The sequence below is a fragment of the Sediminibacterium sp. TEGAF015 genome (assembly GCF_025997995.1).
GTDB lineage: Bacteria > Bacteroidota > Bacteroidia > Chitinophagales > Chitinophagaceae > Sediminibacterium.
Window position 1 is genome coordinate 367,618 of the sequence record NZ_AP026683.1, and the last position, 26,069, is coordinate 393,686.

28 protein-coding genes and 1 tRNA gene are annotated in these 26,069 nt (G+C 38.5%); 23 read left to right on the forward strand and 6 right to left on the reverse strand.

Annotation, left to right across the window (positions count from 1 at the left end; genetic code table 11):
- Nucleotides 1–2 precede the first annotated feature (2 nt).
- Genes TEGAF0_RS01670 through TEGAF0_RS01680 form a run of 3 tightly spaced genes read left to right on the forward strand, consistent with a single transcriptional unit; the run spans nt 3 to nt 5,452 of the window.
- Entirely contained in the window at nt 3–1,607 is a 1,605-nt protein-coding gene (locus TEGAF0_RS01670) for a GMC family oxidoreductase (RefSeq protein WP_264899537.1), read from the forward strand.
- Between the two features lie 52 nt (nt 1,608–1,659).
- A complete protein-coding gene (locus TEGAF0_RS01675) occupies nt 1,660–4,428 on the forward strand; it encodes a 4-alpha-glucanotransferase (protein ID WP_264899538.1) in 2,769 nt (922 codons plus the stop codon).
- 10 nt (nt 4,429–4,438) lie between these two features.
- A complete protein-coding gene (locus tag TEGAF0_RS01680; RefSeq protein WP_264899539.1) occupies nt 4,439–5,452 on the forward strand; it encodes a dipeptide epimerase in 1,014 nt (337 codons plus the stop codon).
- Here TEGAF0_RS01680 and TEGAF0_RS01685 read toward each other — a convergent pair.
- The 5 genes from TEGAF0_RS01685 to TEGAF0_RS01705 are packed head-to-tail and all read right to left on the reverse strand — an operon-like array spanning nt 5,435 to nt 8,958.
- Nucleotides 5,435–5,893: an NUDIX domain-containing protein gene (locus TEGAF0_RS01685; protein ID WP_264899541.1), complete on the reverse strand. Its 459-nt coding sequence runs from the start codon at nt 5,891–5,893 to the stop codon at nt 5,435–5,437. The two genes, TEGAF0_RS01680 and TEGAF0_RS01685, sit on opposite strands and share 18 nt — an antisense overlap.
- A 3-nt stretch (nt 5,894–5,896) precedes the next feature.
- Nucleotides 5,897–6,835, reverse strand: coding sequence for a magnesium transporter CorA family protein (locus TEGAF0_RS01690; RefSeq protein WP_264899542.1), 939 nt, complete (start codon nt 6,833–6,835; stop codon nt 5,897–5,899).
- Between the two features lie 5 nt (nt 6,836–6,840).
- Nucleotides 6,841–7,641, reverse strand: a complete 801-nt coding sequence (gene dapF, locus TEGAF0_RS01695) for a diaminopimelate epimerase (RefSeq protein ID WP_264899544.1) — start codon at nt 7,639–7,641, stop codon at nt 6,841–6,843.
- 36 nt (nt 7,642–7,677) lie between these two features.
- A complete protein-coding gene (locus TEGAF0_RS01700; RefSeq protein WP_264899546.1) occupies nt 7,678–8,040 on the reverse strand; it encodes a four helix bundle protein in 363 nt (120 codons plus the stop codon).
- Nucleotides 8,041–8,079: 39 nt separating this feature from the next.
- On the reverse strand, nt 8,080–8,958 hold the full coding sequence (locus tag TEGAF0_RS01705; RefSeq protein WP_264899548.1) for a nucleoside phosphorylase: 879 nt from the start codon (nt 8,956–8,958) through the stop codon (nt 8,080–8,082).
- Between the two features lie 89 nt (nt 8,959–9,047).
- Between TEGAF0_RS01705 and TEGAF0_RS01710 the strand changes: the two genes are divergently transcribed.
- The 19 genes from TEGAF0_RS01710 to TEGAF0_RS01800 all read left to right on the forward strand — a co-directional run bounded on the left by TEGAF0_RS01710 (nt 9,048) and on the right by TEGAF0_RS01800 (nt 23,534).
- Nucleotides 9,048–9,118, forward strand: a tRNA-Cys gene (locus TEGAF0_RS01710).
- 121 nt (nt 9,119–9,239) lie between these two features.
- Nucleotides 9,240–10,055, forward strand: coding sequence for a sulfite exporter TauE/SafE family protein (locus TEGAF0_RS01715; protein WP_264899550.1), 816 nt, complete (start codon nt 9,240–9,242; stop codon nt 10,053–10,055).
- A 73-nt stretch (nt 10,056–10,128) separates the two neighbouring features.
- Nucleotides 10,129–11,529: an MBL fold metallo-hydrolase gene (locus TEGAF0_RS01720; RefSeq protein WP_264899551.1), complete on the forward strand. Its 1,401-nt coding sequence runs from the start codon at nt 10,129–10,131 to the stop codon at nt 11,527–11,529.
- Between the two features lie 108 nt (nt 11,530–11,637).
- Nucleotides 11,638–11,964 (forward strand): YHS domain-containing protein, encoded by a 327-nt coding sequence (locus tag TEGAF0_RS01725; protein WP_264899552.1) that lies wholly within the window; start codon nt 11,638–11,640, stop codon nt 11,962–11,964.
- An 81-nt stretch (nt 11,965–12,045) separates the two neighbouring features.
- On the forward strand, nt 12,046–13,461 hold the full coding sequence (locus TEGAF0_RS01730) for an MBL fold metallo-hydrolase (protein WP_264899553.1): 1,416 nt from the start codon (nt 12,046–12,048) through the stop codon (nt 13,459–13,461).
- 3 nt (nt 13,462–13,464) lie between these two features.
- Complete coding sequence (locus TEGAF0_RS01735; RefSeq protein ID WP_264899555.1) at nt 13,465–13,908, forward strand: OsmC family protein; 444 nt, start codon at nt 13,465–13,467, stop codon at nt 13,906–13,908.
- Between the two features lie 55 nt (nt 13,909–13,963).
- Nucleotides 13,964–15,196: an MFS transporter gene (locus TEGAF0_RS01740; protein ID WP_264899557.1), complete on the forward strand. Its 1,233-nt coding sequence runs from the start codon at nt 13,964–13,966 to the stop codon at nt 15,194–15,196.
- Between the two features lie 63 nt (nt 15,197–15,259).
- A complete protein-coding gene (locus TEGAF0_RS01745) occupies nt 15,260–15,499 on the forward strand; it encodes a hypothetical protein (RefSeq protein ID WP_264899559.1) in 240 nt (79 codons plus the stop codon).
- Nucleotides 15,480–15,695, forward strand: a complete 216-nt coding sequence (locus TEGAF0_RS01750; RefSeq protein WP_264899561.1) for a DUF6132 family protein — start codon at nt 15,480–15,482, stop codon at nt 15,693–15,695. Before TEGAF0_RS01745 ends, TEGAF0_RS01750 begins: the two co-directional genes overlap by 20 nt.
- Before the next feature lie 11 nt (nt 15,696–15,706).
- Complete coding sequence (trxA, locus tag TEGAF0_RS01755; RefSeq protein ID WP_026751620.1) at nt 15,707–16,000, forward strand: thioredoxin; 294 nt, start codon at nt 15,707–15,709, stop codon at nt 15,998–16,000.
- 6 nt (nt 16,001–16,006) lie between these two features.
- A complete protein-coding gene (locus TEGAF0_RS01760) occupies nt 16,007–16,321 on the forward strand; it encodes a rhodanese-like domain-containing protein (protein WP_264899562.1) in 315 nt (104 codons plus the stop codon).
- 15 nt (nt 16,322–16,336) lie between these two features.
- On the forward strand, nt 16,337–17,170 hold the full coding sequence (locus tag TEGAF0_RS01765) for a universal stress protein (protein ID WP_264899563.1): 834 nt from the start codon (nt 16,337–16,339) through the stop codon (nt 17,168–17,170).
- A gap of 17 nt (nt 17,171–17,187) precedes the next feature.
- Complete coding sequence (locus TEGAF0_RS01770) at nt 17,188–17,745, forward strand: YeeE/YedE family protein (RefSeq protein ID WP_264899565.1); 558 nt, start codon at nt 17,188–17,190, stop codon at nt 17,743–17,745.
- Between the two features lie 39 nt (nt 17,746–17,784).
- Nucleotides 17,785–18,198, forward strand: coding sequence for a YeeE/YedE family protein (locus tag TEGAF0_RS01775; protein ID WP_264899566.1), 414 nt, complete (start codon nt 17,785–17,787; stop codon nt 18,196–18,198).
- A 35-nt stretch (nt 18,199–18,233) separates the two neighbouring features.
- On the forward strand, nt 18,234–19,307 hold the full coding sequence (locus TEGAF0_RS01780; RefSeq protein ID WP_264899567.1) for a c-type cytochrome: 1,074 nt from the start codon (nt 18,234–18,236) through the stop codon (nt 19,305–19,307).
- 15 nt (nt 19,308–19,322) lie between these two features.
- On the forward strand, nt 19,323–21,032 hold the full coding sequence (locus TEGAF0_RS01785; protein ID WP_264899569.1) for a bifunctional metallophosphatase/5'-nucleotidase: 1,710 nt from the start codon (nt 19,323–19,325) through the stop codon (nt 21,030–21,032).
- A gap of 14 nt (nt 21,033–21,046) precedes the next feature.
- Nucleotides 21,047–22,477, forward strand: a complete 1,431-nt coding sequence (locus tag TEGAF0_RS01790; protein ID WP_264899571.1) for an OprD family outer membrane porin — start codon at nt 21,047–21,049, stop codon at nt 22,475–22,477.
- 2 nt (nt 22,478–22,479) lie between these two features.
- A complete protein-coding gene (locus TEGAF0_RS01795; protein ID WP_264899572.1) occupies nt 22,480–23,112 on the forward strand; it encodes a Crp/Fnr family transcriptional regulator in 633 nt (210 codons plus the stop codon).
- A 26-nt stretch (nt 23,113–23,138) separates the two neighbouring features.
- Nucleotides 23,139–23,534 carry a hypothetical protein gene (locus TEGAF0_RS01800; RefSeq protein WP_264899574.1) on the forward strand — a complete coding sequence of 132 codons (396 nt, stop codon included), beginning with the start codon at nt 23,139–23,141 and terminating at the stop codon, nt 23,532–23,534.
- Here TEGAF0_RS01800 and rocD read toward each other — a convergent pair.
- Nucleotides 23,503–24,735, reverse strand: a complete 1,233-nt coding sequence (rocD, locus tag TEGAF0_RS01805) for an ornithine--oxo-acid transaminase (protein ID WP_264899575.1) — start codon at nt 24,733–24,735, stop codon at nt 23,503–23,505. The two genes, TEGAF0_RS01800 and rocD, sit on opposite strands and share 32 nt — an antisense overlap.
- 176 nt (nt 24,736–24,911) lie before the next feature.
- Between rocD and TEGAF0_RS01810 the strand changes: the two genes are divergently transcribed.
- Nucleotides 24,912–26,048, forward strand: coding sequence for a serine hydrolase domain-containing protein (locus TEGAF0_RS01810; protein WP_264899577.1), 1,137 nt, complete (start codon nt 24,912–24,914; stop codon nt 26,046–26,048).
- Nucleotides 26,049–26,069: the final 21 nt, after the last annotated feature.

Below are 26,069 nucleotides of genomic sequence, written 5' to 3' on the forward strand. Positions count from 1 at the left end.
ATATGACTTACGACTTTATCATCATAGGTGCAGGATCTGCTGGTGCTGTTTTGGCCAATCGACTCTCTGAGAATCCCGAAAACAAAGTGCTACTAATTGAGGCAGGTGCCCCTGATTCCAAGAAGGAAATCCATATCCCTGGGGCATATGGCGAACTGCATCATTCAACAGTAGACTGGCAATTCTGGGGCGTTCCGCAAAAGGCATTGGGAAATCGTAAGCTCTATATTCCAAGAGGAAAAACCTTGGGTGGCAGTAGTTCTACCAATGCTATGGCCTATGTAAGGGGGAATAAGGAAGATTTTAATGAATGGGCGGCATTGGGAAATGCTGGCTGGTCTTATACAGACGTGCTTCCTTATTTTATTAAGTCGGAGCATAACGAACAAATTGAGTCTGAATATCATGGACAGGGTGGCCCATTGCATGTAAGTTATTCAAAGCAACCAAGTGTTTTTGCAGAAGCATTTGTAGCAGCTTGCAATGAAATTGGCATTCCTTCGAATGGAGATTATAACGGAGAGGAACAGGAAGGAGCTCATCTATTACAATTCAATATTAAAGACAATAAGCGTTTCAGCACTGCTGCGGCATTTATTAAGCCCATCGTAAAAAGAAAAAATCTGATAATAAAAACCCATACCAAAGTCAATCGAATTTTAATTGAAAATGGGAAAGCAGTTGGGGTAGAAGTAAGTTATGGTTCTGTTGGTGCAGAAAGAATCAATTGTAACAGAGAAGTCATTCTGTCTGCAGGCGCCATTCAATCTCCTCAAATATTGATGTTGTCTGGAATCGGGGATCCTGTTGAATTGAAAAAAGTTGGTATTGATGTGCTGACATCTTTACCTGGAGTGGGAAAAAACTTGCAGGATCATTTCTGGAGCGGAGTAAGTATGGAAACCAATATTCCTTCAGCTAATTCTTTACTGAAGCCCTGGAATAAAACCAAAGCGATATTGCAATACTTGTTACTGAAATCTGGCCCACTGGGAAACAGTCCGTTGGAAGCCAATGCATTTATACGTATGCAGGATAAGCAAAACAGACCCGATATTCAATATCATTTTGCGCCGGTGGGCGTTGCCAGGGACTATTCAACGGATATTTATCACTTGCGTACATTTCCATTGATTGATCATGTTTCAATCATGTCTATTTTGCTGCATCCAAAGAGCAGGGGAACTGTTCTGCTAAAAACATCTAATCCCAAAGACAGTCCGCTGATCAATCACAAAGCCCTGGAATCGGAAACCGATCAGCAATTGTTAATACAGGCCATAAGAAAGTCTATGAATATATTGAAGGCTTCGTCTTTACAGGCATATGCCAAGGAAGCCGATTTGTTCCCTTCTGCAGAAGCTACTGACAGGGAATTACTCAATCATATTGAGCAAACTTTAGAAACTTTGTATCATCCGGTAGGTACCTGTAAAATGGGGGTTGATGAGATGGCTGTAACTGATCCCCAATTGAAGGTTAAGAAGATCAAAGGGCTTAGAGTTGTCGACGCATCTGTTATGCCAACGATTGTTTCCGGTAATACGCATGCAGCCACTGTAATGATCGCCGAAAAAGCAGCCGAACTCATCCTTTCGGGCAATTAAAGTGTGAGATTTACACATTGTTCATTATTTTAGCAGTCATAAATCCACTCCATTGGCTACTACAAAAAAAACGATTGCTGTAAAGAAAACTGTTACAGATAAAAAAACGGCTGCCGACTTTATAACCGTTCAGTTTCAGTTAAAATACCATACTGAATTCGGTCAAAACCTATTTATAGTCGGGAATCATATTTTATTAGGGAATGGAGATACGGCCAATGCTATTCCAATGCAGTATTTAAATGAACAGGCATGGACGGCAACTGTTCAATGGCCTAAAAGCGCTGCAACAGAAAAAATTACATACAACTATGTTTTAGTAAACGGAGATGGATCTACCGTTGTAGATTGGGGCACAGACAGATGTCTGGAGCTTCAAAAAATACAGTTGCCTAAAGTTCAGGTACTTGATACATGGAATTATGCTGGCTATTTTGAAAATGCCTTTTATACTGAACCCTTTCAGAAGGTGTTATTAAAGCAACATGAAACATATGTAAAAGTTAAGTCATTAAAAACTGCAACCCATATTTTTAGGGTGAAGTCTCCATTATTGAGTAAGGATGAAGTAATCTGTTTATCCGGCACTTTTAAAGCAGCCAATAACTGGGATGCAGATTCAGTTCTTTGCATGGGTAAGGAGGTAGAAAGTCCATATTATGAATTGCAATTGAATTTAAGTAAAGAACAGTTTCCTATTGCTTATAAATACGGAATATATAATACCAAAACAAAAAAACTGGTACAGTTTGAAGCGGGTGACAACAGAATATTACAGGCATCTTCCGATTTGAAACAACTAAATATTGTACAGGATGGGTTTGCTTTTCTTCCTAATACAACCTGGAAAGGGGCAGGGGTTTCTATTCCTGTATTTAGCATAAGAACAGCCGAAAGCTTTGGTGTAGGGGAGTTTTCTGATCTGAAAAAAATGATTGATTGGGCAAATATGGTAGGTCTGAAAATGATTCAGTTGCTGCCCATAAATGATACTACGGCAACATACACCAATAAGGATTCTTATCCCTATGCAGCTATTTCTGCATTTGCACTGCATCCCCTTTACTTAAACCTAAAGGCAATCGCAGGTAAAAAGTTTGCACCAGCTTTAAAAAAGCTGGAGGCGCAAAGACTACAACTAAATCAATTACCTACAGTTGCATATGAGGAGGTATTGAATCTTAAAATTGATTTCGCAAAAAAAGTATACACTGCAGTAGGAGAGGAATTACTGTTAGCAGAGGATTTCAAAATTTTCTTTGAAGAAAATAAAGATTGGCTGATTCCATATGCAGTATTTTGTTATTTGCGTGATAAGCATGGTAGTGTAGATTTTGCCACCTGGCCGTCATATGCACAATACGATGAGAAAAAGATTGCAAAGCTTGTGCAGGAAGGATCCAAATCGTATAAGGATATTGCTTTCCATTATTTCTTGCAGTATCAGTTGCATTTACAACTAAAAGAAGCAACTGCCTATGCACATAAAAAGGGTATAATCATTAAAGGGGATATTGCGATTGGCGTTTATCGTTATGGTGCTGATACCTGGCAACATCCTGATTTATTTCATATGGATTTTCAGGCCGGGGCACCACCGGATGATTTTGCTGTTAAAGGTCAGAACTGGGGATTCCCAACCTATAATTGGCAAAGTATGCAGGATAGCGGATTTGCCTGGTGGAAACAACGTTTTGCACAGATGGGTCGTTATTTTGATGCTTTCAGAATAGATCATATTCTTGGTTTTTTCAGAATATGGAGTATCCCAATGGATGCAGTAGAAGGGATTATGGGACATTTTGTTCCAGCCATCCCACTAACACTTACCTCTTTTGCTGAGAAGGGAATCTGGTTCGATTATGATCGTTACACTAAACCTTTTATTACCGATGCAGTTTTGTGGGAAATATTCGGGTACGACAATGAATTAGTGAAAAGTCTTTTCCTGACAGATGGTAAAAACGGACAGTATCAGTTGAAAGAATCCTTTGATACGCAAAGAAAAATTGAAGCGCATTTTGTTAGTCTTGAAAATGATGAACATCATCAAAAAATTAAACAAGGCCTGTATAGCTTAGTCAGCAATATCATATTATTTGATGCAAACGGTGATGGTCAACAGTTTCACTTCCGATTTGGTATTGAAAACACTCCTTCATTTAAAGCATTGGAATTTGGAACACAGCATCAACTGAAAGAACTGTATGTACAGTACTTTTATAAGCAACAGGATGATTTCTGGAAGAAGGAAGCGTATCAAAAATTGCCCTCTTTGAAGCGTGTTACCAATATGCTGATTTGCGGTGAAGACCTGGGAATGGTTCCTGCCTGTGTTCCGGAAGTAATGCAGCAACTGGGTTTATTGAGTTTGGAAATACAAAGAATGCCGAAGAATCCGCAACGAGCATTTTTCCATCCAAACGATGCTCCTTATTTAAGTGTGGTTACACCTTCTACGCATGATATGAGTACCATCAGAGGGTGGTGGGAAGAAGATCGTTCAACAATACAGCAGTTTTACAATCAGGAGTTGGGACAGTGGGGAGATGCACCTGCCTATTGTGAAGCATGGATTAACAAAGCAGTTGTTTTGCAACATTTGTTTTCTCCTGCTATGTGGTCTGTTTTTCAACTACAGGATTTAATGGGTATGCATGAAAAAATAAGAAGGGAGAATCCGCTGGATGAACAGATTAATGTGCCAGCCAATCCAAATCATTTCTGGTGCTATCGGATGCATCTGACAGTTGAAGCATTGCTCGAAACAACAGCGTTCAACGAAGAATTGCAATCCTATATTCATCAATCAGGCAGATAACCAGAAACAAGTGGAGTTAAGATTTACCAGAACAAGTTTACCCTTTGCCCATCCTTTTACCATATCTAATGGACGGACTAAAACGCACCAGGAAGCGCTGTTGGTTGCATTAAACCTTGGCCCTTTTAATGGATATGGAGAAGCGCCGGCCATTGCATACTATGATATTACAGTAGATAAAATGATTGCTGATCTTACGGCAAAGCATAAAATGGTAGAGAAATTTGCCATGACCGACCCCGAAAGATATTGGCATTATTTGCATCACCTTTTTCCGCAAAATCCATTTTTGGTTGCCGCATTGGATATTGCAGGATGGGATTTGTTTGGTCAGATGAAGGGAAAGCCCCTCTATGAATTATGGGGTACGAGCTGGTCGGATGAATTACCCGTATGTGATTTTACTATCGGAATAGATACGTCTGAAAAAATGGTAGAGAAAATGCTGGCAAAACCCTGGCCAATTTATAAGATTAAATTGGGTACTCCTGATGATATTGGTATCATTAAAGCGCTCAGAGAAAAAACAACTGCTGTTTTTAGGGTAGATGCCAATGCAGGCTGGACAACTGAACAGGCAATTGCCCTTATACCTGAATTGGCCGCATTGGGTGTAGAGCTGGTAGAACAGCCCTTGGCTAAAGATAACTGGGAAGGAATGAAAGCGGTTTATGCTTCTTCTTCAATTCCATTGATTGCAGATGAGTCCTGTGTAAGTGAAAAAGATGTTGCCAGATGTGCAGGTTATTTTCACGGTATCAATATTAAGTTAACCAAGTGCAGTGGTATTACACCAGCAAGAAGAATGATAAGGGAAGCAAGGGAGCTGGGATTAAAAGTAATGATGGGTAGTATGAATGAATCTGTAATTGGATCAGCAGCTATTGCACATTTTTTGCCACAGTTAGATTATGTAGATATGGACGGTCCTTTGTTGCTTACAGAGTCCAATGCAAAAGGAGTCGAATACAATTTTGGGAAAATTCAACTTTCAGGTAAACCTGGCTTAGGTATTTTCTTTTAATAAGTTTACCACTACTTTATCTATCGGCAGTGTCATGTCGTTTTCTGATAATGACTCCAGGGGAATCCATCTGAATACTTCCGCCTCACCGTTGGGATCTTTTATTTGTTCTGGCTGAAATGAAAACGGGATATCGCTGGTTGGTAACTGGGCTGTATTGGCAGAATGCACCCGATAGTAAATGGATATAATCTGATCCTTGTGGTTGAATGCAGAAATTTGAAAAAAATCAGTGGTATAAAAATGTTCACCAATACTTACTTCTAACCCTGTCTCTTCTCTAAATTCACGCTGTAAACAGTCTCTCGTACCTTCTCCAAATTCCAACCCGCCACCGGGAAGTTTGGTAATATAGGCACCTTTTATGAATTCGTCGGTTACCAGCAATCGCTGATACTGATCTATCAATAATCCGTAAACACGTACATTAAAAAGAGGCATCGGTTAAAACCATTTTTTCTTATAAAAATAACCACCAATAATTATGGAAACAAAAAGAGAGATAATAACAGGAATGTAGAATGCATGATTAGAATGTTGGTACGGTATATCTACGTTCATGCCGTAAATGCTGGTCACTAAAATAGGCAATGACAAAATAATGGTGATGGAAGTTAATCGCTTCATTACATTGTTCAGATTGTTGCTAATGATACTGGCAAACGCATCCATGGTACTACTCAGGATATTGGTATATATATTCGCCATCTCAAGTGCCTGACTTGTATCTACAATTAAATCTTGAAGAAACTCTCGTTCGTCTTCATTTAGTCCGAGGAAATTGGTCCTTTCCAATTTCATCATCAACATTTCATTGCTTCTTAAAGCAGTTACAAAATACACCAGGCTTTTTTGTACACGCATTAATTTCAACAAGTCTACATTACTGTTGCTATCGTATAAGCTTTGCTCGTACTGATTTCTACTGTGGTTGATTTCTTTCAGATAATCCAGAAATGTCTGTACTACTTTTTCAAATACTTTCAATACCATCATATTTCTCTTGTCCGGGTGCCTTTTCTGAAAAGTGTTCAGGAATTTTTTGATGGCACCATTGTCAAACGAGTTAACAGTAATAATTTGGTTATGCGTAAGAATGATACAGATAGGTATCGTAATATAAAATGCATCTGAATCATTGAACGAATTATTCTCTGTTGGAGTTTTTATGATAATGATTTTTACATTATCCTCCATTTCATATCGGGGGCGTTCATCAATATCCAGGGAATCTCTTAAAAATTCAATCGGAATTTCCAGTTCTTCACTTAATTCAACAAACTCTTCTTCCTTAAACGGGGGTACCAGATTTACCCAGACGCCCTGATCGGCTTTCTGAATCTCAATGGTCTGTCCGTCTATATTTTTAAAGTACTGGATCATTTTTTTTACGCTTTAGAATTTCCGTTTACATTGATTGTTCCTTTAAATACCAATTCCGCCGGGCCGCAAAGCCAGATGTTCTGAAAACTTTCCGTTCCTGTTCTCTCAAACTCTACAGCAAGATTTCCACCTTTTGTTCTAATCTTAACAGTATGGTAGGGATTGTTGTTGTTCAAAGACATAATTAGTGCTGCAGCGGTAACACCTGTTCCGCAACTATAAGTTTCATCTTCCACTCCACGTTCATAGGTTCGTACAAAAAGTTGACCATCTTCTTCTTTTTCAACAAAGTTGACGTTGATACCTTTCTCTTTATATTCACTGCTGTATCTTATTTTTTTTCCATCTGCCACAACGTCCATTTCTTCCAGGTTTTTTACTTGCTGAACATAGTGAGGCGATCCGGTATTTATTGTGCAGGCTAAAGGAAGCTGAGTAAAGCTGTTAACATCTATCATTTTTAATTTAACCCATCCACTCGTGGTTACAATAGCATCATGCGGTCCGTCTGAAGCTATGAATATGTATTTTTCTTTTTTGATACCAGCGTCATGAGCGAATTTGGTCAGGCATCTTCCTCCATTACCGCACATGCTGCCTTCGGCGCCATCTGCGTTGTAGTATTTCATTTCAAAATCGTAGCCCTCTTTGCTGTTAAGCAGCATTAATCCATCTGCACCAATACCAAATCTTCTATGGCATAAAAAAGCAATATCCGATTGAGTGAGTTGAATGGTATTGTTTCTGTTATCCAGAATAACAAAGTCGTTACCTGTTCCCTGGTATTTAAAGAAAACTAATTGCATGTTGCAATTTAGGTTGAAATAAGTAAGTAACAGCGTTTAATTGCGATGGCCAGCCTGAATATTTGATTCGCAAATGATGCGAATCTGATCAAGGAAATTGCTTAGCTCCAATAATTCAGCCTCGCGAAAATGCCCTAATCTAATGGACATTTTCATTTGAGTAATCAATTCAGCGTAGCTCTTGATAAACTGAGCAGACTGCCACTTCAGGGTAGGTTTTGTTTGAGCATCTGAAATTGCTGAAACGCGATTGCAAACTACAATAATGGTTCTTCTGAGTTGGGCAGATAATACAAAGCGCTGCTGCACGGGAAGTTTACAGGTAAGCTGGTATACTTCCTTTGCCGCCAAAATGGAGTGCTGATATATGGATATCTCCGGCTTTGTATTTTCAGACATTACTCAAATTTACTATCTAAAAATGGCCTGAAAAAATATTTATTGCATTCCAGACAATATTTCCAGGCTTTTTACGATTAGCGATTCAACTGCTTTACCCCCGTCTTTGCTAAAACTATGCTGAACGCGATTGGCAACTATAGCACTAAGGCTTAGGCAGTTATGGTTTAGTATTTTTCCTAATCCATACATGGCACTGGTTTCCATTTCAAAATTGGTGATGCGGTGATTCCCGAATCTAAAGCTGGTTAATTGAGAAATCAGGTTAGGATATTGAAGTGGTAATCGTAAAATTCTACCCTGTGGACCATAAAATCCAGGACAGGTAACGGTAATACCGTGGTAAAATCCTTCTACAAATTCCTTGAGTACACTAGCCGATGCAGAAGCCATATAAGGATTCACGCCATTGCTGCTCAATTGTGTGTGTGCACCAAATGCATTTAAAATCTGTAGCTCTTCTTCATTGTTCTGCTGCTTGTAAAAGTGCAGCAGATTATCTACACCCAATCCATGTGTACTGGCTACAAAACTATCTACGGGTATATCGGCCTGCAATGCACCTGAAGTTCCCATTCGAACGATGGTTAGTTTGGTTAATGCTGATTTGATGGTTCTGGTGCTAAAATCAATATTGGCCAGTGCATCCAGTTCATTGAATACAATATCTATATTATCGGGTCCAATTCCTGTGGAAACAACGGAAAGCCTTTTGTGCCCAATAGTACCTGTATGAGTTATAAATTCTCTGTGCTCGTACTTGCCTTCTATTTTGTCAAAATGTTTGCTGACTTCGGAAACCCTTCCCGGATCGCCAACTGTAATAATGGTACTGGCAAGCTCTTCCGGCTTTACATTTAAATGGTAAACCGCACCTCTGTCGTTAATGATCAATTCACTTTCAGCAATTCTGAGCATATTTAGTTGGATTAGGCCCTAAAATTCGGGATTTCTTATTTAGAATTTTAAAATTCCTTTCTTTCCGCTATTTTTGCATCCCCAAACAAGGTCCTGTGGCCGAGTGGCTAGGCAGAGCTCTGCAAAAGCTTCTACAGCGGTTCGAATCCGCTCGGGACCTCAAAGGGTTGTCAGCTGACAGCCCTTTTTTATTTTCCTCTATTGTTCAATTGCCATTTTGTAACATTTGTAACCATCTTTACCTTATTGAATCTCCATTTTTGTATTCTAAAATTAAATCAATGATCATACTTGGTTATTTATTAGCAGCCTTGGTAGGTATTTCATTAGGGCTTATTGGCAGTGGCGGTTCCATTTTAACTGTACCGATTCTAGTGTATATTATGGGGGTTGATCCTGTTCTGGCAACAGCTTATTCCTTATTCATTGTGGGATCAACTGCATTGGTAGGAGGCGTACAAAGTGCCACACAAAAAAGAGTTGATTTTAAAACCGTTCTCATATTTGGTATTCCCTCTATTGCGGCAGTGTATGCTACCCGTCTATGGATGGTTCCATTAATTCCGAAAGAAATAGCAACAATTGGTTCCATCGTTATAACAAAGCCCATTGCTCTCATGTTGCTATTTGCTGTAGTAATGATACTGGCTTCGGTAAGTATGATAAAGCCTGGCAAAAAACAGGCAGCTGATGAAAACTTACCTATGCAATACAATTATCCAATGATTTTACTGGAAGGATCCTTAGTGGGAGTGTTAACGGGTCTGGTAGGAGCGGGGGGCGGATTTTTAATTATACCTGCATTGGTAATACTTGCCAAAATGCCGATGAAGTTGGCAGTAGGGACTTCTTTGTTTATTATAGCTGCTAAGTCACTTATCGGTTTTACCGGTGACTTACAAGGAAGTGAAGTAATTGACTGGAAGTTATTACTAACATTCACCGGATTTGCAGTAGTAGGAATTTTCGGAGGTATCTTTTTGTCTAAAAAAATACCCGGTGAAAAATTAAAAACCGCATTTGGGTGGTTTGTTTTAATCATGGGTATTTACATCATTATTAAGGAATTATTGTTCCCTGCAGGTGGAGGACACTAATGCAACAAAAGTTACCAAACGATAATTTTTCACAACGGAGATTTGCACTATAAAAAAATTAAAACGAAACCATATGTTTTTTCAACACATTTACGACAAGAGTTTAGCACAAGCCAGTTATTTTATTGGGTGTCAGAAAGCAGGTGTGGCTGCAGTGATAGATGCTAAAAGAGATGTGGATACTTATCTTGAAATTGCCAAGGCCAATAATATGACTATAACCCATGTTTTTGAAACGCATATTCATGCTGATTTCCTTGCGGGATCAAGAGAGCTGGCTCAACTAACCGGCGCACAGCTTTATTTGTCTGCAGAAGGTGGAGAAGGCTGGGAGTATGAATTTCCACATGTAGGATTAAAGGACAATGATGTAATCAAGTTGGGTAATTTGAGTTTTAAAGTAATGCATACGCCAGGACATACTCCTGAAAGTATCAGTTTCTTATTAACGGATCACCCTGCTAGCAATGAGCCAGTGATGTTATTTACAGGAGATTTTGTTTTTGTAGGCGATATTGGAAGACCTGATTTGTTAGAAAAAGCAGCGGGCATGGTAGGTACACAAGACAAAGGAGCAAAGCAAATGTACCAGAGCATTAATAAGTTCAATGCATTGCCTGATTATGTTCAAGTTTGGCCAGGTCATGGTGCAGGGTCAGCTTGTGGTAAGGCTTTGGGTGCTGTTCCGAGTACTACGGTTGGATATGAAAAAGCTAGAAACTGGGCTTTCCAGTATGCAAAAAACGAAGAAGGCTTTATCAAGTTTCTATTGGCTGATCAACCGGAGCCACCTAAGTATTTTGCGATGATGAAAAAGTTAAACAAGGTTGATCGTCCTTTATTAACAGAAGTTCCTAAGTTGAAGCAGCTTTCTATTGAAGAAGTAAATGCAAATATGGCTAAAGGTATAAAGTTGTTAGATGCAAGACCCAAAACAGAATTTGCTGTTGGATTTATTCCAGGAAGTTTAAACGTACAAGGCAATAATTCTTTTGCAACTTGGGCTGGCTGGTACCTTAGTTATGACGAACCTTTTATGATATTGGCTGACGAGTCTATGTTGGATGATTTAACTAGAAAATTAATGCGTATTGGTTTAGATAATATCGCTGGTTATTTACCTTCTGTTAATGAATTCACCAAAACAGGCGGAACGCTTAGCAAAGTAAATCAAGTTGATGTAGAAACTGCAAAAGTATTAGCTAAAGATCCTGAAGTGCAGGTGGTAGATTTAAGAGGGGTAGCAGAATTTAATGCAGGACATATTGAAGGTGCTGAAAATGTATTTGTAGGAACCTTACCCGATAATTTAAATAAAATCAGTAGAACTAAAAAAGTCATGATTCACTGTCAGGGTGGAGACAGAGCATCCATAGGTTATTCTATTCTTGCTAAAAATGGGTTCAATAATATTGTTAACTATTCTCCAGGAATGAATGAGTGGATCAGCTCCGGACAACCGGTAATTGGTTAGTGAAAAAGAGTTTAGTTAGAGCTGCCTCCCCCGGGCAGCTTTTTTTATGATTAAACTCATTTTTTTTGGGGGCCACCAATTGGTAATTTTGAAATGAAAACAGATAATATGAAAAGAATCAATTTGTTTGCTGCTGGATTACTATTGTTAATTATGGCTTCATGTAATGAAACGCCCGAAGCAAAAGTTGATAATAAAGCACTGGCGCCTGCGAAGCATGGAACATTAATGGATCATCATTCATCTGCTGATTCTGTCATTAGAAAGTTTAGCCCTGATATGGTTGCCAACAAAAGGGATTTTATTTGCGGTATGCCTGTAACAGCTGGTATTGCTGATACCGCTCATTATGATGGCAAAGTGTATGGATTTTGCGCAACAGAATGCAAGGCAGAATTTTTGCAACATCCACAAGCATATATAAAAGTGAAATAAGGAAGCTTGAATTGTAACTTTTGATACTGACTCTTTTTCAACGATTCAGGAATTTTACTATCTCAATTAAAATTGATTTGTATGAAAATTGAACAAATTTATACGGGTTGTCTGGCGCAGGGCGCTTATTATATAGTCTCTGAAGGAGAGGCAGTCATTATTGATCCTTTAAGAGAAATACAGCCGTATCTGGATCGATTGGCAAAAGACAATGTTACCTTGAAGTATATTTTTGAAACCCATTTTCACGCAGATTTTGTAAGTGGTCATATTGATTTAAGTAAGGCTACAGGTGCTAAAATTGTATATGGTCCAACAGCAAAAGCAAGTTTCGATTGTATAGTAGCAGAAGACGGAGAAGCATTTTCAATAGGAAAAATTCGAATTAAAGTATTGCATACACCAGGCCATACATTAGAGAGCAGTACTTTTTTATTGATAGATGAAAATGATAAACCTTACTGTATTTTCAGTGGTGATACGCTTTTTTTGGGAGATGTGGGCAGACCCGATTTGGCGCAAAAAGCAGCTAACATGACGCAAGAAGAATTGGCAGGTTTACTTTATGATAGCTTGATGAATAAAATCATGCCTTTGCCCGATGACATTATAGTGTATCCCGCACATGGAGCAGGTAGCGCCTGTGGTAAAAATATGATGAAGGAAACAGTGGATACCTTAGGGAACCAGAAGAAAGTAAACTATGCACTAAACCAACCTGATAAAAACAGTTTTATTAAAGCAGTTACCGAAGGGCTTCAGCCACCTCCTGGTTATTTTGGAATGAATGTGGCAATGAACAAACAGGGGTATGACAGTTTTGAATCTGTTTTGCAAAAGGGGTCTACTCCCTTACGCGTAGAAGCTTTTGAAGCAGCTGCAGAATCCACTGGCGCATTAATTTTGGATACAAGGGATCCTGGTAACTTTTACAAAGGCTTTATCCCACAGTCTATCAATATTGGGTTAGGTGGGGATTTTGCCCCTTGGGTGGGAGCCATGATTGTGGATGTTAAGCAACCCCTTATACTAGTATGCGAGGGCGATACTTTTAAGGATGCGATAACCCGATTAAGCAGGGTAGGATTTGATAATGTGATTGGTTATTTAGAAGGAGGGTTTGAAACCTGGCTAAATGCTGGCAAGTCTGTTGATACAGTTGAGAGGATTGATGCAGTAGCGTTTTCAAAGATGCTTGATGTAAATACAGATACCATTTTTGATATCAGAAGAGAAGGAGAATATGGAGCAGAGCATATTGAAAATGCATATAATAAATCCTTGCTATACATCAATGATTGGATAAAGGATATCAACCCAAGTGAACATTTTTTTGTGCATTGTGCAGGAGGCTACAGAAGTATGATTGCTGCCAGTATTTTGCAGGCAAGGGGATACAGAAACTTCACAGAAATAGAAGGCGGATATAAAGCTATTGCAGAAACAAATATTCCACGGACCAATTTTGTTTGTCCTTCTAAAACTTTAAAATTATAATATATGAGTACCCCGTTTCATTATGAAGTAGACTTGGTTTGGCAATCAGACAGAAAGGGGACTATCAGTTCTCCTGTTTTACATAATACGATTGAAGTGGCAACGCCCCCTGAATTTCCCAAGGGTATGTCGGGAATCTGGTCGCCTGAACATTTATTGGTTGCAGCAGTTAACTCCTGCTATATGACTACTTTTTTAGCCATAGCTGAAAATTCAAAATTGCCATTTGTTTCCTTGAACGTAAAGGCGGTAGGTTTATTAGAACAGCCAGAAGGTAAATACATGATTACGACTGTACTTTTAAAGCCCGAGTTAGTAATTTCTGATGAAACCATTGCTGAGCGTGCTATGCGCGTGTTGGAAAAAACAGAAAAAGCCTGCTTGATTTCAAATTCGATAAAAGCTTCCATAAAATTGGATGCAGTTGTAAAAATTGCGCATTCGTAACTTTTGTTACCATTCTAGCTATTCTTTCGGACTAACTTGCTGTAAATTATTTTACATGCAAGGCTTACAAAAAAATAAGGCTCAATTTTTGTTGCTTGTCATTGTCAATGCTTTTGTAGGTGCAATGGTAGGTATGGAGCGATCTATTCTGCCAGAATTTGGAAAGACTGTATTTTACTTGTCTACGGCATCAGCCGTTACCAGCTTCATTGTGGCATTTGGTATCAGCAAATCTATCAGCAATTATTGGGTAGGGATTTTATCCGCCAGATTTTCCAGAAAACAAATTTTAGTTGGAGGTTGGTTGTTGGCCGCTCCTGTCCCTTTTATATTGATGTATGCGAATCACTGGAATTGGATTATTGTTGCTAATGTTTTGTTAGGCCTAAGTCAGGGGCTTACCTGGAGTACCACTGTTCTTATGAAAATTGATCTGGTTGGGAATAAAAACCGTGGATTGGCTATGGGCATTAATGAATTTGCTGGCTATTTGTCTGTTGGATTAGCTGCTTATATGTCTTCTGAAATAGCTGCTCAGTATGGGTATGTTTTATATCCTTTTATTCCTGGTTTGTTGTTTGTTCTTGCTGGGTTAGTACTTTCGTTATTTTATGTAAAAGATACAGGCGTATTTGTGCAAGCTGAGTCAAAGCAGAGTAGCATTCCACTAATAAAAAATATATGGAGCCAAACTACCTGGAAGCATAGGAATTTAGGTAGTGTAACCCTGAATGGACTGGTCAATAATTTGAATGATGGGGTTATGTGGGGACTTCTGCCTTTGTTGCTGATACAGCGTCATTACAGCGTTGCACAAATTGGAATGGTTGCCGGAATTTATCCTGCAATATGGGGGATTTCACAGTTGTTTACAGGTAAAATGGGGGATTGGTTTTGCAAAAAGCAACTCATTACCCTTGGTATGCTGATGCAGGCATTGGCAATTGTTTCCCTGATAATTTTCTCTTCATTTTCAGGGGGGATTGTAGCTGCCGTATTACTTGGCTTGGGAACAGGTTTGGTATACCCTAATTTTTTAACGGTGGTTGCTGAAAATGCACATCCAACCCAGAGAGCGGAAGTGATGGGAGTCTTCAGGTTTTGGAGAGACATGGGATATGTAGTAGGTGCCCTTTTAAGTGGAATCCTAGCCGATTGGCTGGGACTGGAATCAGCCTTATATGTGATTGCATTTATCACAGCTGCTGCGGGCCTGATTGCCAATGCTAGAATGTGTTGTACCTTAAAGGTGTTCTGGCGTTCGCAGGAATGTACCGCTGCTGTGTAACCTTTGTTACCGAGTACAGGGGCAGTTCTTTTTTACATTTGTATTCAATAAAATAAAAGGTTTATGAAGGAAGTGATCATGAGCAATTGGAATTGGATTCGGGTGATTCGTTTGCTAGCAGGAATTGCTATCATCATTCAAGCAATAATTAATAAAGACACTGTTTTTGGTGTAGCAGGTGTTTTATTCGCTAGCATGGCCTTATTTAATACTGGTTGTTGTGGCGTTGGCGGATGTAATACGCCTATTCAAAAATCTACTAAAAATATTGATGAAATAACGTATGAAGAAGTGGTTAAATAATAATAAGCTTTACTTAATTGGCAGCTTTGTGGGTGCCATTGCTGGTTATATATACTGGCAGCAAGTAGGATGTGTAACAGGTACATGTACCATTACTTCTAAGCCATTGAATAGTACTTTGTATGGCTCTTTGATGGGTGCATTGCTATTTGGAATGTTAAAGAAAGAAGACAAGACAGAATCCAATCAAGCTTAAAAATAAATGATATGACTTTTAATGAAATGATACAATCGGATAAGCCTGTTCTGGTAGACTTTTTTGCAGAATGGTGTGGCCCCTGTAAAATGATGTCACCAATTTTAAAAGAGGTGAAAGACAGTTTAGGAGATGCCGTAACCATTATTAAAGTGGATGTAGATAAAAATCCTCAGGCGGCTGCAGCTTATCAGGTTCAAGGTGTACCAACACTGATTGTTTTTAAAAACGGGAAACCTTTATGGAGACAAAGTGGTGTAGTCCCCAAAAATGGATTAATCAATATTCTTCAACAATTTAAATAAACAATTATGGGCATTTTTGATATGCTTTTTGGCGGTAATACTAATACTGCAGATTTAAAAGCACTAATAAACGAAGGGGCATTTTTAGTAGATGTTAGAACACCTGGTGAATTTGCTGATGGACATGTGAAAGGTTCTGTAAATATTCCATTGGATAACATCACTAAGGAAATAGCCAAATTCAAAGACAAGAAGAATATTATTGTTTTTTGCAGAAGCGGTAATAGAAGTGGAATGGCTAAATCGCTTTTGGAGCAGCAAGGAATAAGCAATGTTGTGAATGGCGGTACCTGGCAGCATGTTGCACAATTTGTTCAATAAGTATAAACATATAAAATGGAAACTTTAAAAATTTTAATACCAACTGATTTTTCAGTCCAGGTAGAATACGCATATATAATGGTGCAAAAGCTTGCTGCGAAAATTAATGTTGATGTACATTTTTTACATGTTTTGTCTGTGCCTGATACTGTTTCGATGGATGCAGAAGGTAGAATTTCTACCTGTGGTGAAATTGATGTAAAGTATATTGAACAACAGGTATCAATTGCCAACCGAAATTTGTTGTCATTGAAAAGCCATTACGGTGAAGCTATACAAACACACTTGCAGCTTGGGAAGGTTACTGACACCATCATACAATTTGCTACTGAACAGCATTTTGATCTAATAGTCATGGGGACAAAAGGAGCCTGGGGGATTAAAGAAAAAGTTTCCGGTACTGAAACCCAGATGATTGCCAGGAAATCTCAAGTTCCTTTATTATCCTTGATGTGTGATCGGTCCGATTTGGCGATAAACCATTTATTATTGGTGCATGATTTTTCTAGCCCTAAAGCGGAGAATTTAACACTTATGCATAAAATATTAAATGCTTTTAATCCAACATTACATTTGCTTCAAATTGTATCTGGAGAAAAAAGTACAAATACGGATAGCATTGAGGCCAATATGAAACAATTTGCGTCGTTCAATTGCATAGACAAATTTGAATGTCATGTTATCAGCGACACTGATGTTGAAAATGGGGTTATTCATTTTAATCAAATGCACAACATGGATATGATTTGCATTGGAACACATGGTAAAGGAGGTATACTTCATCAGAGTGCAATGGAAAAAATGGTGAATCATTTATTCAAACCCATTATCTCATTTCAACTTAAATAAGTAAAAGTAAACTAGTAATGAAAGAAATAATAACGCAAACATGGTCATGGTGGTTTTCCGGAGCAATGATTGCTTCCATCATGTTTTTCCTTTTGTATTTTGGTCAATCCTTTGGCTTTTCTTCTAATTTAAGAACCATTTGTGCTGCGGCAGGTCTTGGGAAGAAAACCAAGTTTTTCGATTTTAACTGGAAAGCACAGTTATGGAATATTGTTTTTCTGTTGGGTTCCATAATTGGCGGATATATCGCATCCAATTTTTTATCTGCCGGTGGTCCTGTTGAGATTTCTGCATCCACTATAGAGGATCTTGGTAAAATGGGTATTGCCGCACCAACTTCCTTACAGCCCAATGAATTATTTAGCTGGGATGCGGTATTTAGCCTCAAAGGGTTTTTAATTCTTGCTTTTGGCGGATTGATGGTGGGGTTCGGTTCCAGATATGCTGGCGGCTGTACCTCAGGACATGCAATCAGCGGTCTTAGCAACCTGCAGTTACCCTCTTTAATTGCCGTTATCGGTTTTTTTATTGGAGGACTTTTAATGACCCATTTAATTCTGCCGCTTATTTTATAAAAGGGTACTGGAATAACGAATTGAAATAATTTATTTATTATGAAGTTTTTAAAATTTTTATTACTGGGAATTGTATTTGGAATTGTGATGGCCAAATCAGAAGCCATTTCTTGGTTCAGAATTCAGGAAATGTTTCGCTTTCAGGCATTCCATATGTATGGGATTATTGGAACAGCAGTTACACTTGGTGTGCTTGGTGTTGCATTGATCAAAAAATTTAAAATCAGGGATTTTCATGGAAACCCGATTTTGTTTTTCCCAAAGGATAAGTCAGTTGCCAGGTACTTGATTGGTGGTACGATATTCGGATTGGGCTGGGCTCTAAGTGGTGCATGCCCTGGTCCAATGGTTGTGAATATTGGATATGGATTCTTATCAATGATTGTTGTTTTCTTTTTTGCCATTGTAGGTACATATTTATATGGTGTTATTATGAAGAAACTGCCTCATTAATTTAAGGGTCTTACTCAATTTAAAGTCTTTCATTTATGGAAAACAATCCTCAAAGCAGTAAAGAGCAGGGGTTAATCAAAATGATTCAGCGTATGTTGAATCTGATTATTGTATTGGTGTTATTCATTGTACTATTACCTCTTGTATTTTACAATGCTGACAATATCAAAGACTGGTTCAGTTCGGATAATGCCAAAGCCGTAACACCTGCTGTTCCACAATCTGATAAGTTAGAAGCAAAAAAAATAGCATCAGTTGAAACTTACTGGCAACCTGTGGCAATGGATCTTGTAGCTGATGCAGCAGAAAAAGAACTAGTTTACTATGGTAGAGATTTGATTGCACATACAGCCAAATATCTTGGGCCAAATGGTTCTGTCACTCAGATTTCAAATGGCCAGAATTGCCAGAATTGTCATCTGCAGGCTGGAACAATGGCTTTTGGAAATAACTATGGATCAGTGGCTTCTACTTATCCAAAATTTAGGGCTAGAAGTGGTACAACAGAAAACATTTACAAACGTGTAAATGATTGTTTTGAAAGAAGTTTGAATGGAAAGGCATTGGACACTGCAAGCAAAGAAATGCAAGCCATTGTAGCTTATATCAATCATATAGGCTCTAACGTTAAAAAAGGAGAAAAAGCCGCTGGATCTGGGTTAAAAGAACTAGCTTTTTTGGATAGAGCTGCCGATCCTTTGAAAGGTAAAGTCATCTATGCAACCAAATGCCAGAGTTGTCATCAAGCGAATGGAGAGGGTGTGCTTAATCCAGATAAAGTTGAATATAGTTTTCCACCTTTGTGGGGTAAGCATAGCTTTAATGATGGCGCAGGGTTGTATCGGATCACCAATTTTGCAAAATATGTTAAATACAATATGCCTTTGGGCGTAACGCATGAAAATCCTCAGCTAGCTGATGAAGAAGCTTGGGATGTTTCTGCATATGTATTGTCTCAATCAAGACCTCATATTGCAGTTCCTAAAGATTGGCCTGATATAAAGAAGAAACCGATTGATCATCCATTTGGTCCTTACGCGGATGCTTTTACTGAAAAGCAACATAAGTTCGGTCCTTTTAAGCCCATTGCAGATAAAGCAAAAAAATAACCCCAAACTTACCCCATGTCAAAAAACAGAAGAACTTTCCTGCAACAAATTGGTGTGTTGGGAACTGCTGGATTGGTTACAGCTAGTAATACTGCAGCTGCAAATTCTGCAGACCTTGCCAATCCGGTTGAGGAGACTGAAAATACTACCCGCCAAGTAGAGGGAAATGAAATAATAGAACTTACCATTTTACAAACAACGGATGTTCACTGTCAGGTTCATCCTCACGATGAATTATTCTGGGAGAATGGAAAAGCTGTTTTTAGAAAAACCGGAGGTTATGCGCATCTAGCCACTTATCTGTCAAGAGAGAGAAAAGCCAATCCCCACTGTTTCTTAATTGATACTGGAGATATGTTTCAAGGTAGCGAGCTTTCAGTGAAAACGCTTGGGAAAGCCATGGTACCCATTTTGAACGCTTTGAATTATGATTTGTATTTGCCAGGAAATTGGGAAGTGATATACTACAAGAAAGCTATGCAAACTTTATTGGGGTCTTTACATGCTCCTAAAGTATGTGCCAATATGTATCATGATCTTGGAGAAGGGAGGAAAGGGGAGTTGATTTTTCCGCCTTATCATATCTGGCAAGTAAATGGGATTAAGATTGGATTTATTGGTTATACCGATCCATTGGTTCCCATCAGACAATCACCCAATTATAGTAAGGGGATTATTTATGGACAACCCGAGGAGAATTTGGCTTATTATATTGACGTTTTAAGAAACCAGGAACAGTGCGCAGTTGTAATGATTGTTGCGCATCTTGGCTTGTCACAACAAATTCATCTTGCCAATCAACCCGCTTGTGCAGGCGTTGATTATATTCTAGGAGGTGACACCCATGAAAGGGTTAGAATTCCTATCAAATGTAAATATGCAAAAGTAGTAGAGCCCGGAGCTTTTGGTTCTTTTGTCGGGAAACTAAAAATGCGTTTTAAAGCAGGTAAGTTGATTGAAGAAGAATATACATTGGATGAAGTGAACGCCAGTCAGTTTAAAGCTGATAAAAAAATGGTTTCCCTGATTAACCAATACGAAGAACCATTTTCTAATCAGATTCACAAAATTGTAGGTTATAGTAACATCCCTTTATTTCGCTACTTCGTTGTTGAGAACCCAATTGATACAATGATTCTAAATGCATTGCATTGGAAATTACCACAAGTTGATATTGTATTGTCAAATGGCTTCCGCTTTTGTCCACCAAGAACAACCCCTGACGAAACTGGCAATATTCCAATTACAGAAGGATTTATTTATGATATGTTGCCAGTTGACAGTACAGTGAGAACGGGATCAGTTACCGGTAAACAAATATTGGATTGGTTAGAAAAAGAGCTCAATAATGTTTTTGCCAAGGAAGCATCTGAAAGATTTGGTGGCTGGGTAATTAAGTTCAAAGGAATGAAAGTGAAATTTGAAGCATTTGCTGAAAAGGGAAAAAGAGTTAAAGAAGTGATGGTGGGTAATTCGTTGCTGGACGCAGCAAAAACCTATTCTATCTGTGCTTGTGAACGGGACGGTGATCCATCGGATATGTTGTGCAGAATGCGAAATGTTCGTAATCCACAGAATACTGCCTTCACCTTGCACGGTACCATGACTGAATATTTAAAAAATAATTCACCAGTATCCCCGATTCCAGAAAAAAATGCCATCATTTTAGATGCACCTGAAACCTTGCTGTCTCAGGTTACTGGCGTAGAATATGAATTTCGATAAAGAATAATTGTTAGATGGGTAAACGTTTAATAGCCGTTTGGGCAGTTTTGTTGCTGTTGCAGGTAGTTGTATTTTCTCAACATCAGGAGATCTCAGCCAAACCCGATATGTGGAAAGCTGCCAGGGAAAATCTGATAGATACGAATTCTATTTTACATGCATTTAAAAACGGAACAGTGAATGGTCATTTCCGTTATTTTTTCATGACAACAGACAATCGAAAAGGGCTTACCGATTTTTATGCAAATGCAGTAGGTGGTGGGCTTCGTTATGAAACAGCTCGTTTTAAACGCTTTCAGTTTGCAGTTAGTGGATTTTATGTTTTTAATATTGGGTCATTTGATTTTACAAGGAAAGATCCCGTTACCAATCAGGGCAGCCGTTATGAACCCTCCTTATTTGATATAACGAATCCTGCGAATAAAAATAACCTAGATCGGTTAGAAGAACTTTATCTGAAGTATCATTTGAATAATGCAACCATCACATGGGGAAGACAGTTGATTAATACGCCATTTGTTAATCTTCAGGATGGAAGAATGCGCCCAACGGGTGTGGAAGGTGTTTGGCTAGTAACCAGTAAGGAAAAAAAAACCAGATGGGAGGGCGGATTGCTCTATGCTATCTCTCCTAGAGGAACTGTACAATGGTACAAAATGGGAGCTTCTATGGGATTATATTCATCAGGCGTTAATACCGATGGGTCTAAGTCTGGTTATCCTGGTAATACTAGCGTTAATCAAGTTGCGCTATTAGGAGTTACCAGAGATATTGGTAAAAATACAAAGGCGCAGATTTGGGATATTTGGGTGCCCAATGTATTGAATGCAGCAATGTTACAGTTGGAGTATGAATTTCCATCCAGAAAAGCCAGTGAAAATTTTTATGCAGGAGCCCAGGCTATTAAAGAACATGCATTAGCAAATGGAGGCAATTCAGATCCTTCCAAAAGATTTATTGAAAAAGGGAACGGATCATTTACGTTTGGAGCCAGATTGGGATTTAAAAATGAACGATGGGATTATTCCATTAATTATAACCGTATTACAAAAGAAGGCAGGTATTTACTACCAAGAGAGTGGGGGCGGGATCCCTTTTTTACTTTTATGCCAAGAGAAAGAAATGAGGGATTTGGAGATGTACATGCGCTGGTAGTAAGAGCGGCGTATGCAATCCCACAGAAAAGATGGAAACTAAATCTGTCGGGTGGATATTTTGATATGCCAGATATAAATAATCCTGTACATAATAAATTTGGTATGCCCTCATTCTGGCAATTGAATGCAGATGTTCGGTATGCTTTTGCAGGGCTGCTTCAGGGAATGGATGCGCAATTGCTTATTGTAGGTAAAATCAATCAGGGTAATCTGTACAACAACCCTAAAAATGAAATCAATAAAGTTAATTTGGTTCTCTATAACTTTGTTTTGAATTATCATTTTTAAGCATGGCTAAAACCGTAACTCCTTTTGATTCAATTTTTGAACCCGCTTTGGTTACAGAAATGTATCAGTTTGGTGAAGTGAGACATTTCAACGAAGGAGACCTTATTATGGATTACGGAAAATATATCCGTTATATGCCGTTGATTTTGAAAGGTACCATTAAAGTCCTGCGCAAAGATGAGAATGGCAAAGAACTATTGCTGTATTATTTATCCAATAATGAAAGTTGCTCCATGGCTTACAGTTGCTGTGTAGAAGCTAAGAAAAGTGAAGTAAAAGCCATAGCAGAAGAAGATGTTGAGCTTTTAGCGATTCCTCATTTGAAACTAGAAGAGTGGCTATGTAAATATCCCAGTTGGAAAAACTATATCATGCGTAGTTTTAATGAACGTTTTTTAGAATTGCTGAAAAATATTGAATCCATTGCTTTTCACAAACTAGACGAGAGGTTAGTCGCTTATTTAAGAGAGAAAAAGGAAGTTACTGGCTCAAGTGTAATCAAAGCTTCTCATTATTTAATTGCAGATGAACTGGCTACATCTAGAGTGGTGATATCGCGTTTATTAAAGCAACTAGAAAACGATGGCCGTATTTTGCTGTACAGAAATGAAATTAAACTGCTAAAAGACTTTTAAGTTAATTTTGCTAGATAATTGAACCCATGAAACATTCTCAAACAATTGGATTTTTTGCTGTTGTGCTCACTATTTTGGTCTGTTTCATGCCATGGGTGATTATAGAAAGTAAAAATATTACCATCACTGGCTTTCAAGCTGCCGGTACCAAATTTGGTAGACCTGGTATGTTTTTGGTTTATATGGGGATTATAGCTGCCGCCTTATTCCTGATCCCTAAAATTTGGGCCAAACGAATCAATGTTTTTCTTACTGCCCTATTTTTTGCATGGGCTGTTAGAAACTATATAATATTGACTACTTGTGATGGGGGTGAATGTCCGAAAAAGCAAGTAGGGTTATTTTTGTTACTTGCTTTTTCAGCCATTACAATGATTATGTCTTTTCTGCCTAAGATAGCGCTGCCAAAGCAGACGCAATAATGGAAACCGATTCGTTAATCTCTTCTTCATTAATAATTAACGGAGGGGCAAATCTTATTTTATCTCCATGGGTAGGCTTAGCTAATAATCCTCTATCTTTTAACAACAAACAAAGTTCCCATGCAGCATCCTTGTTCGGGTGATTGATTACAATGGCATTCAGTAATCCTTTGCCTCTAATAGTTTTAATAAAAGGAGAATTGAGTTCGGCTATTTTAGATCGCAATAGTATTCCCATTCTTTCCGCATTATCTGCCAAGTTTTCTTCTTTTAGTACATCTAGTGCAGCCATAGCTACGGCACAGGCCAGCGGATTTCCACCATAAGTAGATCCATGTTCGCCGGGTTTTATATTCATCATTATAAAGTCGTCAGCTAAAACAGCTGAAACGGGGAGTGCTCCACCACTTAGTGCTTTGCCCAATATCAGAATATCGGGGCGTACATTTTCGTGATCGCACGCAAGCATTTTACCCGTTCTGGCTAAACCAGTCTGAATTTCGTCAGCAATAAATAATACATTGTATTGAGTGCAAAGCGCTCTTACTTTTGTTAAATAGCCTTCGTCAGGAATAACAACACCAGCTTCACCTTGTATGGGTTCTACCATAAATGCTGCAACATTAGCATCCTGCAATGCTTTTTCCAGTGCATTGATATCATTGTAAGGAACCAATTCAAATCCCGGCATAAAGGGACCGAACTGGTGGTAACTACTGGGGTCGGTAGACGATGAAATGGCTGCTAGCGTTCTTCCCCAGAAATTGCCTTCTGCAAATATGATTTTGGCTTTATTTTCAGGAACGCCTTTTTTTACGTAGGCCCATCTTCTAGCTAGTTTAATGGCGGTCTCTCCACCCTCTACTCCGGTATTCATGGGTAGAACCTTATCGTATTGAAAATACCGGGTTATGTATTGCTCGTATTGGCCTAGTAAATTATTGTGAAATGCCCTGGATGTTAATGTTAGTTTCTGCGCCTGATTGGTGAGTGCCTGAACAATCTTTGGATGACAATGTCCTTGATTCACAGCAGAATAGCCACTCAGAAAATCAATATATTTTTTACCTTCTACATCCCATAAGTAGATGCCTTCACCTTTTTCTAACACCACAGGTAGTGGATGATAATTATGTGCACCAAATTTTTCTTCTAATTCTAAATACGACGCCGTTAAAGGCGATAGTTTCGCGATTTCCATATTAATAATAAATAGTAAAATGAGTAAATACAGCAGGGGTTGCTGCGAATATAAACCGGTATATATGCAATTAATTACCCGAAGGATGGTCTAGGAAATCTAGGTTGAAATGAAGAAAATGCATAAATAACATACCTGCAAGATAATTAATTATATTCATTCTAAAATTTTAAGGTATGAAGGCTCTTAGATGGCTGTTAATTGTATTGGTTTTTGTGATTGGTGTTTTTTCTGCATATGCAGTTTTGAGCAATAAGAACTATCTGTTTAAAGCGGCATATTATAACTTTTCTGCTATTGACGATTATAAAATCTTCAGTAATGAAAAAGTGGTGGCTGCTCCAGTTGATAAACCATGGCCTTATGGTACTGATTTTAATAAAATCAAGTATTCGGATAGTCTCAATACATTGCTTGAGGAATTAAAAACGGTGGGCGTTTTACTGATAAAAAAGGATTCACTTCAGTTTGAAAAATATTGGGAAGGGTATAGCGATAGTTCTCTGTCTGGTTCTTTTTCTGTTGCTAAAAGTATAACCAGCATATTGATAGGAGCAGCTATTAAAGAGGGGAAAATAAAATCAGTAGAACAGCCTGTGGGAGATTTTATTACTGAATTTTCCAAGGGAGAAAAAGCGGCTGTTACGATAAAGGATTTGTTGACGATGAGCAGTGGAACCGATTGGAACGAGAGTTACTGGAATCCATTTAGTGTTACCGCAGAAGCCTATTACGGTAACGATTTAATAAAAACGGCTACACAGGTAAAAATGAAGCATAAACCCGGAGCCATTCATTATTATAAAAGCGGAGATACCCAGTTACTGGGTTTGATTCTGGAAAAGGGAACAGGTAAAAAACTCAATGAGTACGCTGCAGAAAAATTATGGCAACCGCTTGGTGCAACACATGATGCTTTATGGAGCACCGATCATGAGAATGGCAGTACCAAAGCGTATTGTTGTTTTAATAGCAATACGAGGGATTTTGCTAGAATTGGCAAGTTTATGTTAGACTCCGGAAAAATTGATGGGGTCGCAGTGATTGACAGCCTCTATTGGAGGCAATCAATCACACCATGTAATATTAGAGATACAAAAGGGGAGGCATGTAATTATTATGGATACCAATGGTGGATAGACCCACAACATCCTGAGATTTATTATGCTCGCGGAATTCTGGGACAGTATATTATAATGATACCATCTAAACAGATAATTATCGTGAGGCTAGCTCATAAAGCTTCAAAAGAAAGGGTTCAAACGGTTCCGCGCGAAGTAAGGGCTTTAATTAACTGGGGGCTAAGTTTGTAATAGATTTGATTGTACTTTCGC

Bases quoted from the DNA above. Each gene is read 5' to 3' on its own strand.
- TEGAF0_RS01670 (WP_264899537.1), top strand. From the start codon at position 3: ATGACTTACGACTTTATCATCATAGGTGCAGGATCTGCTGGTGCTGTT.
- TEGAF0_RS01685 (WP_264899541.1), bottom strand. From the start codon at position 5,893: ATGCCTCTTTTTAATGTACGTGTTTACGGATTATTGATAGATCAGTAT.
- TEGAF0_RS01690 (WP_264899542.1), bottom strand. From the start codon at position 6,835: ATGATCCAGTACTTTAAAAATATAGACGGACAGACCATTGAGATTCAG.
- dapF (WP_264899544.1), bottom strand. From the start codon at position 7,641: ATGCAATTAGTTTTCTTTAAATACCAGGGAACAGGTAACGACTTTGTT.
- TEGAF0_RS01700 (WP_264899546.1), bottom strand. From the start codon at position 8,040: ATGTCTGAAAATACAAAGCCGGAGATATCCATATATCAGCACTCCATT.
- TEGAF0_RS01705 (WP_264899548.1), bottom strand. From the start codon at position 8,958: ATGCTCAGAATTGCTGAAAGTGAATTGATCATTAACGACAGAGGTGCG.
- TEGAF0_RS01715 (WP_264899550.1), top strand. From the start codon at position 9,240: ATGATCATACTTGGTTATTTATTAGCAGCCTTGGTAGGTATTTCATTA.
- TEGAF0_RS01720 (WP_264899551.1), top strand. From the start codon at position 10,129: ATGTTTTTTCAACACATTTACGACAAGAGTTTAGCACAAGCCAGTTAT.
- TEGAF0_RS01725 (WP_264899552.1), top strand. From the start codon at position 11,638: ATGAAAAGAATCAATTTGTTTGCTGCTGGATTACTATTGTTAATTATG.
- TEGAF0_RS01730 (WP_264899553.1), top strand. From the start codon at position 12,046: ATGAAAATTGAACAAATTTATACGGGTTGTCTGGCGCAGGGCGCTTAT.
- TEGAF0_RS01735 (WP_264899555.1), top strand. From the start codon at position 13,465: ATGAGTACCCCGTTTCATTATGAAGTAGACTTGGTTTGGCAATCAGAC.
- TEGAF0_RS01740 (WP_264899557.1), top strand. From the start codon at position 13,964: ATGCAAGGCTTACAAAAAAATAAGGCTCAATTTTTGTTGCTTGTCATT.
- TEGAF0_RS01745 (WP_264899559.1), top strand. From the start codon at position 15,260: ATGAAGGAAGTGATCATGAGCAATTGGAATTGGATTCGGGTGATTCGT.
- TEGAF0_RS01750 (WP_264899561.1), top strand. From the start codon at position 15,480: ATGAAGAAGTGGTTAAATAATAATAAGCTTTACTTAATTGGCAGCTTT.
- trxA (WP_026751620.1), top strand. From the start codon at position 15,707: ATGACTTTTAATGAAATGATACAATCGGATAAGCCTGTTCTGGTAGAC.
- TEGAF0_RS01760 (WP_264899562.1), top strand. From the start codon at position 16,007: ATGGGCATTTTTGATATGCTTTTTGGCGGTAATACTAATACTGCAGAT.
- TEGAF0_RS01765 (WP_264899563.1), top strand. From the start codon at position 16,337: ATGGAAACTTTAAAAATTTTAATACCAACTGATTTTTCAGTCCAGGTA.
- TEGAF0_RS01770 (WP_264899565.1), top strand. From the start codon at position 17,188: ATGAAAGAAATAATAACGCAAACATGGTCATGGTGGTTTTCCGGAGCA.
- TEGAF0_RS01775 (WP_264899566.1), top strand. From the start codon at position 17,785: ATGAAGTTTTTAAAATTTTTATTACTGGGAATTGTATTTGGAATTGTG.
- TEGAF0_RS01780 (WP_264899567.1), top strand. From the start codon at position 18,234: ATGGAAAACAATCCTCAAAGCAGTAAAGAGCAGGGGTTAATCAAAATG.
- TEGAF0_RS01785 (WP_264899569.1), top strand. From the start codon at position 19,323: ATGTCAAAAAACAGAAGAACTTTCCTGCAACAAATTGGTGTGTTGGGA.
- TEGAF0_RS01790 (WP_264899571.1), top strand. From the start codon at position 21,047: ATGGGTAAACGTTTAATAGCCGTTTGGGCAGTTTTGTTGCTGTTGCAG.
- TEGAF0_RS01795 (WP_264899572.1), top strand. From the start codon at position 22,480: ATGGCTAAAACCGTAACTCCTTTTGATTCAATTTTTGAACCCGCTTTG.
- TEGAF0_RS01800 (WP_264899574.1), top strand. From the start codon at position 23,139: ATGAAACATTCTCAAACAATTGGATTTTTTGCTGTTGTGCTCACTATT.
- rocD (WP_264899575.1), bottom strand. From the start codon at position 24,735: ATGGAAATCGCGAAACTATCGCCTTTAACGGCGTCGTATTTAGAATTA.
- TEGAF0_RS01810 (WP_264899577.1), top strand. From the start codon at position 24,912: ATGAAGGCTCTTAGATGGCTGTTAATTGTATTGGTTTTTGTGATTGGT.